The organism is Ewingella sp. C233 (genome assembly GCF_055407225.1).
Genome location: NZ_JBUZRI010000001.1, coordinates 1,106,959 through 1,120,024 on the forward strand (window position 1 = coordinate 1,106,959; position 13,066 = coordinate 1,120,024).

11 protein-coding genes and 1 other annotated feature are annotated in these 13,066 nt (G+C 53.1%); of the genes, 6 read left to right on the top strand and 5 right to left on the bottom strand.

Annotated elements, in window-relative coordinates; translation table 11 throughout:
• Positions 1-2: 2 nt before the first annotated feature.
• Genes hisH through hisG form a run of 5 tightly spaced genes read right to left on the bottom strand, consistent with a single transcriptional unit; the run spans position 3 to position 5,025 of the window.
• Positions 3-593 (bottom strand): imidazole glycerol phosphate synthase subunit HisH, encoded by a 591-nt coding sequence (hisH, locus tag ACZRKO_RS05070; protein WP_463736137.1) that lies wholly within the window; start codon positions 591-593, stop codon positions 3-5.
• The gene (gene hisB, locus ACZRKO_RS05075) at positions 593-1,675 is read right to left on the bottom strand and encodes a bifunctional histidinol-phosphatase/imidazoleglycerol-phosphate dehydratase HisB (RefSeq protein WP_463736138.1); all 1,083 of its coding nucleotides are present in this window, start codon (positions 1,673-1,675) and stop codon (positions 593-595) included. Before hisB ends, hisH begins: the two co-directional genes overlap by 1 nt.
• Positions 1,672-2,808, bottom strand: coding sequence for a histidinol-phosphate transaminase (gene hisC, locus ACZRKO_RS05080; protein ID WP_463736139.1), 1,137 nt, complete (start codon positions 2,806-2,808; stop codon positions 1,672-1,674). The genes hisB and hisC overlap by 4 nt, the downstream gene beginning before the upstream one ends.
• A complete protein-coding gene (gene hisD / locus ACZRKO_RS05085; RefSeq protein ID WP_463736140.1) occupies positions 2,805-4,121 on the bottom strand; it encodes a histidinol dehydrogenase in 1,317 nt (438 codons plus the stop codon). Before hisD ends, hisC begins: the two co-directional genes overlap by 4 nt.
• 4 nt (positions 4,122-4,125) lie before the next feature.
• Positions 4,126-5,025, bottom strand: a complete 900-nt coding sequence (hisG, locus tag ACZRKO_RS05090) for an ATP phosphoribosyltransferase (protein WP_463736141.1) — start codon at positions 5,023-5,025, stop codon at positions 4,126-4,128.
• Positions 5,026-5,090: 65 nt separating this feature from the next.
• Positions 5,091-5,213 (bottom strand) — a sequence feature (His leader region).
• Positions 5,214-5,570: 357 nt separating this feature from the next.
• Between hisG and ACZRKO_RS05095 the strand changes: the two genes are divergently transcribed.
• The 6 genes from ACZRKO_RS05095 (at position 5,571) to cheA (ending at position 12,993) form a co-directional block, all read left to right on the top strand.
• The gene (locus ACZRKO_RS05095) at positions 5,571-6,401 is read left to right on the top strand and encodes an SDR family oxidoreductase (RefSeq protein WP_463737474.1); all 831 of its coding nucleotides are present in this window, start codon (positions 5,571-5,573) and stop codon (positions 6,399-6,401) included.
• 1,339 nt (positions 6,402-7,740) lie between these two features.
• Positions 7,741-8,085, top strand: coding sequence for a flagellar transcriptional regulator FlhD (gene flhD, locus ACZRKO_RS05100; protein ID WP_463736142.1), 345 nt, complete (start codon positions 7,741-7,743; stop codon positions 8,083-8,085).
• 2 nt (positions 8,086-8,087) lie between these two features.
• Complete coding sequence (gene flhC / locus ACZRKO_RS05105) at positions 8,088-8,714, top strand: flagellar transcriptional regulator FlhC (protein WP_463736143.1); 627 nt, start codon at positions 8,088-8,090, stop codon at positions 8,712-8,714.
• A 196-nt stretch (positions 8,715-8,910) separates the two neighbouring features.
• The gene (motA, locus tag ACZRKO_RS05110) at positions 8,911-9,798 is read left to right on the top strand and encodes a flagellar motor stator protein MotA (protein WP_463736144.1); all 888 of its coding nucleotides are present in this window, start codon (positions 8,911-8,913) and stop codon (positions 9,796-9,798) included.
• Positions 9,795-10,973: a flagellar motor protein MotB gene (gene motB, locus ACZRKO_RS05115; RefSeq protein ID WP_463736145.1), complete on the top strand. Its 1,179-nt coding sequence runs from the start codon at positions 9,795-9,797 to the stop codon at positions 10,971-10,973. Before motA ends, motB begins: the two co-directional genes overlap by 4 nt.
• 4 nt (positions 10,974-10,977) lie before the next feature.
• Positions 10,978-12,993: a chemotaxis protein CheA gene (gene cheA, locus ACZRKO_RS05120; protein WP_463736146.1), complete on the top strand. Its 2,016-nt coding sequence runs from the start codon at positions 10,978-10,980 to the stop codon at positions 12,991-12,993.
• Positions 12,994-13,066 lie beyond the last annotated feature (73 nt).

Here is a 13,066-nt window from a genome sequence, read left to right on the forward strand (position 1 = left end):
GCTTACATCTCCAGAAAATTTTTCAACAACCGCGCGCCAGCGGCACCGGAACGCTCCGGATGAAATTGCACGCCGAAGAAGTTGTCTTTTGCCACGGCGGCGGTGAACGGCTCGCCGTACAGCGTTTGAGCAATGGTGTTTTCGCATATCGGCATCGCATATCCGTGGACGAAATAGAAATACGCGTTCTCGTCGATACCGCGGAACAGATGGCTGTCCGCGTTAGCGATCACCTGGTTCCAGCCCATGTGGGGAAGAGGTAATCCGAGATCCTGCATACGCAGTACTGGCTCATCGATAATGCCAAGCGTTTTAATGCCGCCGCTCTCATCGCTGCCGGACCCCAGCAACTGCATTCCGAGGCAAATGCCCAGCACCGGCTGCGTGCAGGCTTTAATCAGTTCGATAAGTTCGCGCTGTTCGAGCTGTTCCATAGCCGCCCGTGCTGTCCCGACGCCCGGTAAAAACAGTTTGTCGGCCCGCAGCACAATCTCTGGGTCACGGCTCACGTCGGGTTCATAACCCAGACGCTGGACCGCATATTTCACCGAGGAGAGATTGGCACAGCCGGTATCAAGGATAACGACGTTCATCACAGCACTCCTTTCGAACTCGGCAGGGTATTGCCGTCCACGCGGATCGCCTGACGCAAGGTTCGGCCAAAGGCTTTGAACAGGCTCTCAACACGGTGATGGTCGTTCTTGCCTTTGGTGCGTAAATGCAACGTACAGCCCATGGCATAGGAGAGAGAACGGAAGAAGTGTTCGACCATCTCCGTGCTTAAATCGCCGACGCGCTGGTAGTTGAACTCCGCTTTATATTCGAGGTGCGGACGGCCTGAAATATCCAGTGCGCAGCGTGCCAGACATTCGTCCATCGGCAGCACAAAACCGAAACGGCCAATCCCGCGTTTGTCACCCAGCGCTTTGTTCAGGGCTTCGCCCAGCGCCAGACCGGTATCTTCTACTGTGTGGTGGTCGTCGATATAAAGATCGCCTTTGACTTCGATGTTCATGCGCAAACCGCCGTGCGTGGCGATCTGATCCAACATATGGTCGAAGAAACCCACGCCGGTGCGGATTGTGCTTTCACCTTCGCGGTCCAGCCAGACGTCTACGTCGATGGAGGTTTCACGCGTGACCCGTTTAATGTGTGCGTGGCGGTCGCGTTGTGTCAGTTGGGCGGCAATCGCCGGCCAGTGCAGCGTGTCGCGCTGATAGCGCAATCCGGCGATGCCCATATTGGCCGCCAGCTGAATGTCGGTATCCCGGTCACCAATCACATAACTGTTCGCGACATCCATCAGGCCGCTCTCCAGATAGCCTTTCACCAGTTCGGTTTTTGGCTTGCGACAGGCGCAGTGGTCAGCAGGCAGGTGAGGGCAGATCAGCACTTCGTCGAATATCACACCCTGCGAGGTCAGGATCTGCATCATCAGGTTGTGCGGCGGGTCGAAGGTCTCCTGCGGGAAACTGGCGGTGCCCAGACCATCCTGATTGGTGATCATCACCAGTTTGAAACCTGCATTCTGTAATGCCAGCAGCGCGGGAATGACACCCGGCTCGAGTGCCAGTTTATCCAGACGGTCTACCTGAAAATCTTCAGGCGGCTCGGAAATCAGCGTACCGTCGCGGTCGATGAATAAAATCTTTTGTACTAACGGGCTCTGGCTCACATCGGCTCCTTGCTTGAGGCGGTTTCATTATTTGTGTTGGTGGCGGACAGATTTGTACCGGGCAACGGTAGCAGCGCGTCGATCACCCGCTGGCACTCTTCACGTGTGCCGACAGTAATGCGTAAACAGCCGGAAAGTCCCGGTTGTTTGTTCTGGTCACGTAAGATAATGCCCTGATCCCAGAGGGTTTTAAATACCTGGCTTGATGCGGTAAAACGCGCCAGCACGTAGTTGGTCTCGCTGGTGAATACCTGTTCAACACAGCTGCAACGGCTGAGTTGCTGTGTTAACCCACTGCGGGTTTCGCGAATCTCGGCGACACGTGCACGCATTACGGCCAGGCCTTTATCGCTTAACGCCTGTGCGGCGATATCAGCCACCGGCGTCGAGAGCGGATAAGGTGCGATCACTTTCAGCAGCAGGGCGATCAGTTCGCTGTTCGCCAGCGTGAAACCGCAACGTAAACCGGCCAGCGCGAAGGCTTTTGACAGCGTGCGTAAAATAGCGAGATGCGGATACTCTTTAAGCCAGCCGGTAATTGAAGCCTGCGGGCAGAACTCGATATAGGCTTCGTCGATGGCCACAATCGCGCGGCCACGGGTCATCTCAAGAACTGCACGCAGCTCTTGCGGGTCAATCAGATTGCCGGTCGGGTTATTCGGGCTGCACACATAGACCAGCTTGACGCCATCCAGCGCGGCTTCAATGGCCGGTAAATCCAGCGACCAATCCTCTTTGGCCGGCACGGTACGGCTTTCGACGCCGATGGTTTCGGCGCTCACACTGTACATGCCGTAAGTCGGCGGGCAATAAAGGATAGCGTCTTTGCCCGGTTCGCAGAAAGCGCGGATCAGCAGCTCAATCCCTTCATCTGCACCACGACTGACGAGCACTTGCTCCTTCTCCAGTCCGGCATAGGCGGCATAGCGCTCAATCACCAACGCGGGCTGACACTCCGGGTAACGGTTGAAGGTCTGGGCGGTCAGTTCAAATTGCGGTGCAATCGGGTATTCATTGGCGTTCAGCCACACGTCACCGTTGCCGCCCAGACGGCGGGCAGACTGGTAGGGTGTCAGATCGCGCACGTTCTGACGCGCCAGCGACTGAATGCTCAGATTTTTTTCGTTGCTCATAACCCTTGCTCCCTCAGCGCATTCACGCGCACTGTCACGGCATTTTTGTGTGCCGTCAGCTGTTCAGCCTGTGCCAGTGTTTCAATCGTCGTCGCCAGACCGAGCAGACCCTGCGGGGTGAGCTGCTGGACTGTCATACGTTTCTGGAAATCCGCCAGACCGAGGCTTGAACAGGTAGCGGTATAACCGTAGGTCGGCAGGACGTGGTTCGTCCCTGACGCGTAGTCGCCGGCAGATTCCGGTGACCAGTCACCGAGAAACACCGAGCCAGCGCTGGTAATGCTGTCAACCAGCGCTTCGGGCTCACGGATTTGCAGGATTAAATGCTCAGGGCCATAGGCATTGCTGATTTCAATACACTGCACGAGATCTTTGGCCACAATCAGACGGCTGCTTTCCAGCGCCTGGCGGGCAATCTCTTTGCGTGACAGCAGGGCCAGCTGGCGCTCTACCGCTTCAGCGACGGCGTTCGCCATCTCGAGGCTTGGCGTCAGTAAAATCACCTGAGAGTCCGGGCCGTGTTCCGCTTGTGACAGCAAATCAGAGGCCACAAAGTCTGGTGTCGCGCCGCTATCAGCAATCACCAGCACTTCGGACGGACCCGCCGGCATATCGATGGCCGCGCCATTAAGACTCTGGCTTACCTGACGTTTCGCTTCCGTCACATAGGTATTGCCCGGTCCGAAGATTTTCGCCACTTTGGGCACGCTTTCGGTACCGAACGCCAGCGCAGCAATCGCCTGCGCACCGCCTAACTGATACACCTCGGTCACGCCGCACAGTTTGGCCGCATACAGAATTTCGTCGGCAATAGGTGGAGGTGAACATAATGTCACTCGCTGACAACCGGCAATGTGCGCCGGAGTCGCTAACATTAATACGGTTGAAACCAGCGGTGCAGAGCCGCCCGGAATATAGAGGCCGACCGACTGAATCGGGCGAGTCAATTGCTGACAACGCACACCCGGCTGGGTTTCAATATCGACCACCTCCAGTTTCTGCGCTTCGTGGAAGGTGGTGATGTTACGCACTGCGTGCGCCATTGCCTGTTTTACGTCATCGCCCAAACGCGCGGATGCCGCTTCAATCTGCTGCGCCGTGACGCGGATATCTGCCACGTCAGTCTTATCAAAGGTTGTACAGAACTCGCGCAGGGCGCTGTCGCCCTCGGTGCGCACGCGGCGCAGGATCTCAGTGACCGACTCGGTGATACGGTCAGAGGCCGAGATCGCCGGGCGGGTCAGCAGCTCACGGCGTTGCTGCTCGTCGCACTGCTGCCAGTCAATCGGGGTGGAGAACGCGTTTGGTTGCATGACCTTACTCCATCATTTTTTCGATTGGCAGGACCAGAATCGAACTGGCACCCAGCGCTTTCAGTTTTTCCATGGTTTCCCAGAACAGGGTTTCGCTGCTGACCATGTGCATGGCGACGCGTTGCTGATCGCCTGCCAGTGGCAGAATAGTAGGGCGTTCAGCGCCCGGCAGCAGGGCAATGATTTCGTCCAGTCGCTCGCTTGGCGCGTGCAACATAATGTATTTGGACTCGCGCGCCTGAATGACACCCTGAATACGGGTCATGAGGCGGTCAATCAGCAGCTGTTTTTCCTGCGGCATTTCGCCATCGCGCTGAATCAGACAGGCTTTCGAGCGGTAAATCACTTCGACTTCGCGCAGGCCATTGGCTTCAAGGGTGGCGCCGGTGGAAACCAGATCACAAATCGCATCAGAAAGACCGGCACGAGGAGCCACTTCGACAGAACCGTTGAGCAGGCAAGATTTGAACTCTACGCCTTGTTTATCGAGATATTGCTTGAGGATGTGCGGGTAAGAGGTGGCGATGCGGGCTTTTTGCAAACTTTGCGGACCGGTGTATTCACAGTCCAGTGGCGTTGCAAGCGACAGGCGGCAACCACCGAAATCGAGGCGGCGCAGTGTGAAATAGCGCGGGTCTTCACCCTGTGCGCGGCGGTTCAGTAACTCTTCTTCCAGAACGTTCTCACCGATAATGCCCAAATCCACCACGCCGTCCATGACCAGCCCCGGAATATCGTCATCACGCACACGCAGGATGTCGATAGGCATGTTTTCCGCGAAGGCAATCAGACGTTGCTCCTGCAAATTGATTTTGATCCCACAGCGCGCCAGCAGTTCGCGTGAATCATCACTCAGGCGACCTGACTTCTGCATTGCTATCCGTAAACGTGATTTATCTAACATGATGACCTCAACCTTTCTTATGTTTGTTAGCTGTAATGGCTAAATGTTTGCTTCAAATTTCAGGTAAAAAAAAACCCTCGGAAGAAAATCTTCCGAGGGCTCTCTCTACGTTCTGCGCCACTGGAAGATCTTAACAGTCTCCCAGCACCAATCGCCTGCAAGACTAGTCAGGGTGATGGTGATGATGGTGGTTGATCAGAACGTTGTTCATAGGTTTTCTCTGTAATTTCTAAATAAAGAATCAATTCGTCATTTGATGGGCGCGAAACGCAGGGCCTTCATCAAGTCTTGTGCGGATAAAATTAAACTATCCTGTAGCCGCAGCGCAACCTTTTTTATCCGATGATAAATTATTCTTATCCGGAGCAGGGTTTTCATCATTTCTGTGAATAATGTTGTGGGCAGACAACGTCGCTAACAGTTACGCAGAAAAGCTGACGGGTTAAGACGTTCTCTGAACGTCCTCAACGTCCGAATTTGCTAAACTAAAGCAATTGAGCAGTGTTTATGCAGGAACGTATGACGGGCAAAGGATGGAGTTAATGATGAAGAAAGTCGCAATAGTAGGATTGGGCTGGCTGGGAATGCCTCTGGCTATGGCGCTCGCCTCCAGGGGCTATCAGGTGGTTGGCAGCAAAACCACGCCGGACGGTGTTGAAGCAGCGCGGATGTGCGGCATCGACTGCTACCCGCTGGTATTTTTGCCGGAAATGCAATGTGACGCTGCCGATCTCGATGTGCTGCTCAATGTTGATGCCTTGATCATCACTTTACCGGCCCGCCGCACAGTCGAGGGCAGTGAACTCTATTTTCAGGCAGTTCAGCAGTTGGTGGACAGCGCGCTGGCGCACAATGTTCAGCGCATTATCTTTACCTCATCGACCTCCGTGTATGGCGAAGGCAGCGGTACGATGCGTGAGGATTCTCCCTTAAATCCGGTAACGCCCAGCGGAAAAGTCCTCGAAGAGCTGGAAAACTGGTTCCACCGCTTGCCTAATACGTCGGTCGATGTGTTACGTCTGGCGGGGCTGGTCGGTGCCGATCGCCATCCCGGCCGCTTTATGGCCGGCAAAACCGGTGTGCAAGGCGGCAACTCCGGCGTCAACCTGGTACACCAGGATGACGTCATTGCGGCCATCACTTTGCTGTTGAGTCTGCCGAAAGGGGGGCACACTTATAACCTGTGCGCGCCTGCGCATCCTGAGAAACGGCACTTCTATCCGGCGCTGGCCCGCCAGCTTAATTTACCTGAACCACAGTTTGCAGACGTTGCACAAGGTGATGAAGGGGGCAAAATCATCGACGGTAGCCGTATCTGCAAAGAGCTGGGATTTGAGTATCAGCACGCTGACCCTGAGCGGATGCCCGTCAGTTGATTAAAAAGGCATGATCAATGAATGCCGAACTCATCATGATGTACAGCGTTAACGATGATGGGTTTGGCAGATTATTTTGTTAGTCATAATTGACGATTAATAGCAGGCTATTTCATTCAGCGGGCCAAATTTAAGAAATCCTTCCTTATATACAACGCGTTCATCCATAAACTGATCAACTTCTGTTCTATTAACCATGACATTTTAATGGCGTGGTGATTAACACATTATGATAATGACATGGGAATATAAGCCTCTGAAAAATTCCAGGGCGGTATATAACAGTGCATTTTGACATCAAACCTGCGTCTTATCGTGAGTTTTTAATAAAAATCCTAAAAGACATCTGGTTATTAGCCTTTGCACAACATTTATCTCTTTTCTAAGCCCAATCCCTAAAGTTTTGCACATCTGTGCCGATAGTCACATTGCCGCTCTATGCTGGCCATTACATAACTATTGCTTCTGTATCCTTCCCCAGGACAGAAGGTTTTTGCATGTCTACATTTTTTGTTACATTCATTGACTTTATGCTTCGTAAAAGCCGCAGTTCCTCACGCTTTGTCTGCTTTTTGCTCTGAATTTATCCCGCGAATTTATCCTAAATCACGCTACATCCGCCTGAAGCATAGACTGAGGGCCCTTTCTGGTGTTTTTGGTTAATTGTGCTTGCTAAGTTAAATAATCAGAATTTTAATCTAGATCAAGACAGTTAATTGCGTGTTACTGGCTGTTAGTTTTGCTTTAAATGGCTGTTGTACAAAATGATCTAAAAACAGGGTAAAAAGAGGTCTGAGGAGGTGATTTTAAGACGCTTTTTTACTTTTGGTTATAATTTGAACGCAATATTCGACTTAATTACACTTTTCTGACAAAAATATATTTTATTATTGTGACTTGCGTCACACTTTATCTAAAATGCGTTAGTGGCAAGATTGTATGTGCTAATGGTTCGGGGTTACATTTGCGTCGTATTAAGATTAATCCTAATAATGTATGTAAAAGCGTTTCACAGAAAGAGACGCAAGCTATAGCAACGGACCCTGCCTGTACGATTCAATTGATAAATTATTAAATTTAGTTAGCCGTGAAATTGTCACTTTTTATTTAATTTACATCAGGAACTACTTTGTATTGGCGGTGAGTTAAATCCGCGGGATAAACCTGTTTGTCGTCGCAGAACATTTCTTTGAAAAAAGAAATGCACAGTTCATCGTCCAATGATCCAATTGTTTTGATAGTAAAAAATATCCCTGTTATGCCGGATTAACTTCCGCGGCGCGGATTATGTCTATCAACCAGCTATGAATTCATGGCTGACGGTATGGGGTAAAGAAGCATGTCTGAATTGCTTAAACACATCTATGACATCAACCTGTCATATTTGCTCTTAGCACAACGGTTAATTAACGACGAAAAAGCCTCGGCGATGTTCCGCCTGGGAATTGATGATGTCATGGCTGACGCATTAGGCCAGCTGACCTTGCCGCAAATGGTGAAGTTAGCTGAAACGAATCAGTTGCTGTGTCAGTTCCGGTTTGACGACAGCAAAACCATTGAACGTCTGACGCAAGAATCACGCGTAGACGACCTACAGCAGATCCATACGGGTATTCTTTTATCCAGCCATCTGCTGAAGGGTCTTTCTTCCAGGGACAACAGTGCTCCTAAGAAAAGGGCATAACTATGTCTCTGATTAAAGCCCCTGCGCCAAAAGACGCCACGGCCAAACCGGTGGTGAAAAGTATCGTTCAGGAAGCCCGTGATATTCAGCTGGCCATGGAACTGATCACGCTGGGTGCTCGCTTACAGATGCTGGAAAGCGAAACACAGCTTAGTCGGGGCCGGTTAATTAAACTCTATAAAGAGCTGCGTGGCAGTCCGCCACCGAAAGGCATGTTGCCGTTTTCGACGGACTGGTTCATGACTTGGGAACAAAATATTCACTCATCGATGTTCTACAATGCTTACTCCTTCCTCATGAAGAGCGGGCACTGTAATGGCGTCGAAGCGGTGATCAAAGCTTATCGTCTGTATCTCGAGCAGTGTCCGGAACAGCCTGGCGAAGCACCCATTTTGGCATTAACCCGCGCCTGGACTCTGGTGCGTTTTGTTGACAGCGGTATGCTGCAACTCAATTCCTGCAACAGCTGTGACGGGTCATTTATTACCCACGCACATCAGCCGAGACACGGTTTTGTCTGCAGTCTTTGCCAGCCGCCATCACGAGCGGTAAAAAAACGTAAACTTTCCCCGCAAGTTGCCGATATTACATCTCAAGAGCTGGACGAAAAGGTCAAGCGCGCGGTTTGAGATGATGTGGGCTGCACTATATTTCATGTGAAATGATGACCAGGAGTGGCAGCACTGCCGCTCCTGAGCTCCTCCCTCAGCATTCTGGTTTGTCACTGACGCCTCCCTGGCGGCAATCTGACACGAAACAACCACACCTCGCGTTTGACCCGCCTTGCCCTATACCAAAAAAGCCACATGGAATTAAGGAATCATCGTGCTAGTGATAATAGGTTACATCGTGGTCCTGGGCTCAGTCTTTGGCGGCTTCATGATGGTCGGCGGTGAGATGGGCGCGTTATATCAACCGGCAGAACTGGTGATCATCGCCGGTGCGGGCATTGGTGCGTTTCTGGTCGGTAACAACGGCAAAGCCATTAAATCGACGATGCGTGCACTGCCGAAACTGTTTCGAGCTTCCCGTTACAACAAAGCCCTGTATATGGATTTAATGGCGCTGCTTTACCGGCTGCTGGCTAAATCCCGTCAGCAGGGGATGCTGTCGCTGGAAAATGATATCGATAATCCTCAGGAGAGCGATATTTTCGCTAATTATCCGCGGATCCTTGCCGATAAACACTTAGTGGAATTTTTAACAGATTATCTGCGCCTGATGGTCAGCGGCAACATGAATGCCTTTGAAATCGAAGCCCTGATGGATGAAGAGATCGAGACCTACGAGCAGGAGAGCGAAGTGCCCGCCAACAGCCTTGCGCTGGTGGGGGATTCACTGCCCGCTTTCGGTATCGTGGCGGCAGTCATGGGGATCGTGCATACGCTGGCAGCCGCAGACCGGCCAGCTGCTGAGTTGGGTGCCCTGATTGCACATGCGATGGTCGGGACTTTCCTCGGTATTTTACTGGCCTACGGATTCGTCTCTCCGCTGGCGTCGGTGCTGCGACAGAAATGTGCTGAAAATACCAAGATGATGCAGTGCATCAAAGTGACGCTGCTGTCCAGCCTGAACGGGTATGCGCCGCAAATTGCGGTGGAGTTTGGTCGTAAGACGCTCTACACCTCAGAACGTCCGTCCTTCGTTGAGCTGGAAGAACATGTTCGCCAGGTCAAATCGCCTAACAAGCAAGCGGAAGAAGAGAAAGTATGAAGCATCAGAGTCATCCCATCGTTGTGGTGCGAAAGAAAAAGGGCAAGCACGGCGGCGGGCATCACGGCGGGTCGTGGAAGATTGCGTATGCAGACTTCATGACCGCCATGATGGCGTTTTTCCTGGTGATGTGGCTGATTTCAATCTCCAGCCCGAAAGAGCTGGTGCAAATTGCCGAGTATTTTCGTACCCCGCTGTCGGTGGCTATTACTAATGGTCCGCGCAGCAGTGACGCCACAAGCCCCATCCCCGGCGGTGGCGAGGACCCGCTGCAACAAGACGGCGAAGTGCACAAAATGATTCAGTCCCAGGGTGACATGCGGGAAACCGGTGACCTTCAGCGTTTGCAGGAGAAACTGGAGCAGATGCTGATTTCAGACCCGCGCCTGAAAGATTTGCGCCCGCATTTGATGATCAACCTGACCGAAGAAGGGTTGCGCATCCAGATTATTGACAGCCAGAACCGCCCGATGTTTCAGCTCGGGAGTGCGACAGTCGAGCCGTATATGCGCTATATCCTGCGCGCGATTGCGCCGGTTCTGGATGACTTCCCGAACAAGATAAGCCTGGCCGGTCACACCGATGACATGCCGTATGCCATGGGCGAACGTGGTTACAGCAACTGGGAACTGTCGACGGACCGTGCCAACGCCTCGCGCCGTGAAATGATCTCCGGTGGGCTGAGTGAAGGCAAAGTACTGCGGGTGATGGGTATGGGATCGACCATGCAGTTGAAAAACCATCCCTCAGGGGATGCTATCAACCGCCGAATCAGCATTCTGGTACTGAATAAACACGCCGAACAGGCGATTGAACGTGAAAACAGCGAAGGCGAAGCCATCAATATCAGCGACGCCGGTGAGCTGCAAAAAATGCTGCCGGGTAATGCGAATGCAGCACCTGACGTGCCGAGTGCCAAAGCGTCGTCTGCACTGGCGCCGCATCTGACGTCCAAAGAGCCGGTGCCTGCCGCTTCAGTGCCAGAACAATCTTTACCACCGACTGATGTTCAACAATTAAATGAACAACAACCGAAAGAACAACAACCGAAGAGTGAGACGCTGAACCCGGTCGTTACTTCCACGCCAGACAGACCGACGACGGCAATTCCTGCCGCCGCTGACGTTACGGCGCAACCGGCTTCATCGACAAGCCGCGATTCACAGCAGAGGTGATCACGTGAGCATGGATATTAGTGATTTTTACCAAACGTTTTTCGATGAAGCAGATGAACTGCTGGCGGACATGGAACAGCACCTGCTGTTACTCGACCCGCTGGCACCTGACATCGAGCAGCTCAACGCGATCTTTCGCGCAGCGCACTCGATAAAAGGCGGGGCCGCAACGTTTGGATTCTCGGTTTTGCAGGAAACCACCCATTTACTTGAGAACCTGCTCGACGGTGCACGACGCGCAGAAATGAGCCTGAGCACCGACATTATTAACCTGTTTCTGGAAACGAAAGACATTATGCAGGAGCAACTGGACGCGTATAAATCCACCCGGGATCCCGATGCCGAGAGTTTTGAATACATCTGTGCCGCCTTACGCCAACTCGCACTGGAAGTTCAGCAGCAGGGCGCACCGGCAGCGGATCTCCACGTGGTGTCTGACGCCCCGTGCTTGAGCACTGCCACAACGGCAGCCAGTGGCGGAATGCGAATTTGTCTTACCGGGCTGAAAGAGGCGGAAATTCCGCTGATGCTCGAAGAGCTGGGTAACTTAGGCGACGTCCATGACCCGCTGCAAACACCGAGCAGCGTCGAAGCCACGCTCATCACCACGCTGAGTGAAGACGATATCAGTGCGGTGTTGTGCTTTGTGATTGAACCGGAGCAGATAAGCTTTAGCCGCAGCGCTGCCAATGATGCGCCTGATGAAGCAGCAGAAACATCCGCCGTCGCGCCTGTGGCGGAAACCGCCGCGGCTGCCCCCCGCGCCGCGCCGGTTCTGACCGCCGTACCGGATGCTGCTCCGCCAAAAGCGCGAGCACCGAAAGCACCGGAATCGACCAGTATTCGGGTTGCGGTCGAGAAGGTGGATCAGCTGATTAATCTGGTAGGCGAACTGGTGATCACCCAGTCAATGCTGGCGCAGCGTTCTGACCTGCTGGACCCGGTTGCGCACAGTGACCTGCTCAACAGCATGGGGCAGCTCGAGCGTAACGCCCGTGATCTGCAAGAATCGGTGATGTCGATTCGTATGATGCCGATGGAGTTCGTCTTCAGCCGCTTCCCGCGTCTGGTGCGCGATCTCGCCAGTAAGCTTAATAAGCAAATTGAACTGACCCTGCTTGGCAGCTCAACCGAACTGGATAAAAGCCTGATTGAACGCATTATCGATCCGCTGACGCACCTCGTGCGTAACAGTCTCGATCACGGCGTTGAAACGGCGGATGTACGCATCGCCAACGGCAAGCCGGCCACCGGTAATCTGACCCTGTCAGCTGAACATCAGGGCGGGAATATCTGTATCGAAGTCATCGACGACGGTGCCGGTCTGAACCGTGAGAAGATCCTCGCCAAAGCCGCGTCGCAGGGCATGAATGTCAGCGACAACATGAGCGACGAAGAGGTCGGTATGTTGATTTTCGCAGCCGGTTTCTCAACCGCCGAGAAAGTGACCGACGTTTCTGGCCGCGGTGTTGGCATGGACGTCGTGAAACGAAATATTCAGGAGATGGGCGGTCACGTCGAAATCCGCTCCCAGCAGGGCAAGGGCACCACAATCCGCATCCTGCTGCCGCTGACGCTGGCGATTCTGGATGGTATGTCGGTCAAAGTGGGTGAAGAGGTGTTTATCCTGCCGCTGAACGCGGTAATGGAATCCCTGCAACCGCTGGCTGAAGATTTGCATCCGCTGGCCGGTGGCGAGCGCGTTCTTCAGGTGCGTGGCGAATACCTGCCGCTGGTCGAACTTTATAACGTCTTTGATGTGACCGAAGCCAAGACGGAAGCGACGCAGGGGATCGTGGTTATCCTGCAAAGTGCCGGTCGCCGCTACGCCTTGCTGGTGGATCAGCTGATTGGTCAGCATCAGGTGGTGGTGAAGAACCTCGAAAGTAACTACCGAAAAGTACCGGGTATTTCCGCCGCAACCATTTTGGGTGACGGCAGCGTGGCGCTGATTGTTGATGTGTCGGCCCTGCAGGCGCTGAACCGCGATAAACGCGCAGTGGATGCGACGGCGGCTTAATAAAATAATCTCAGAGATAGCCTCACTCATGTTAGCAGTGAGGCAGAACACTATCCGACCGATTGAAGGGTGA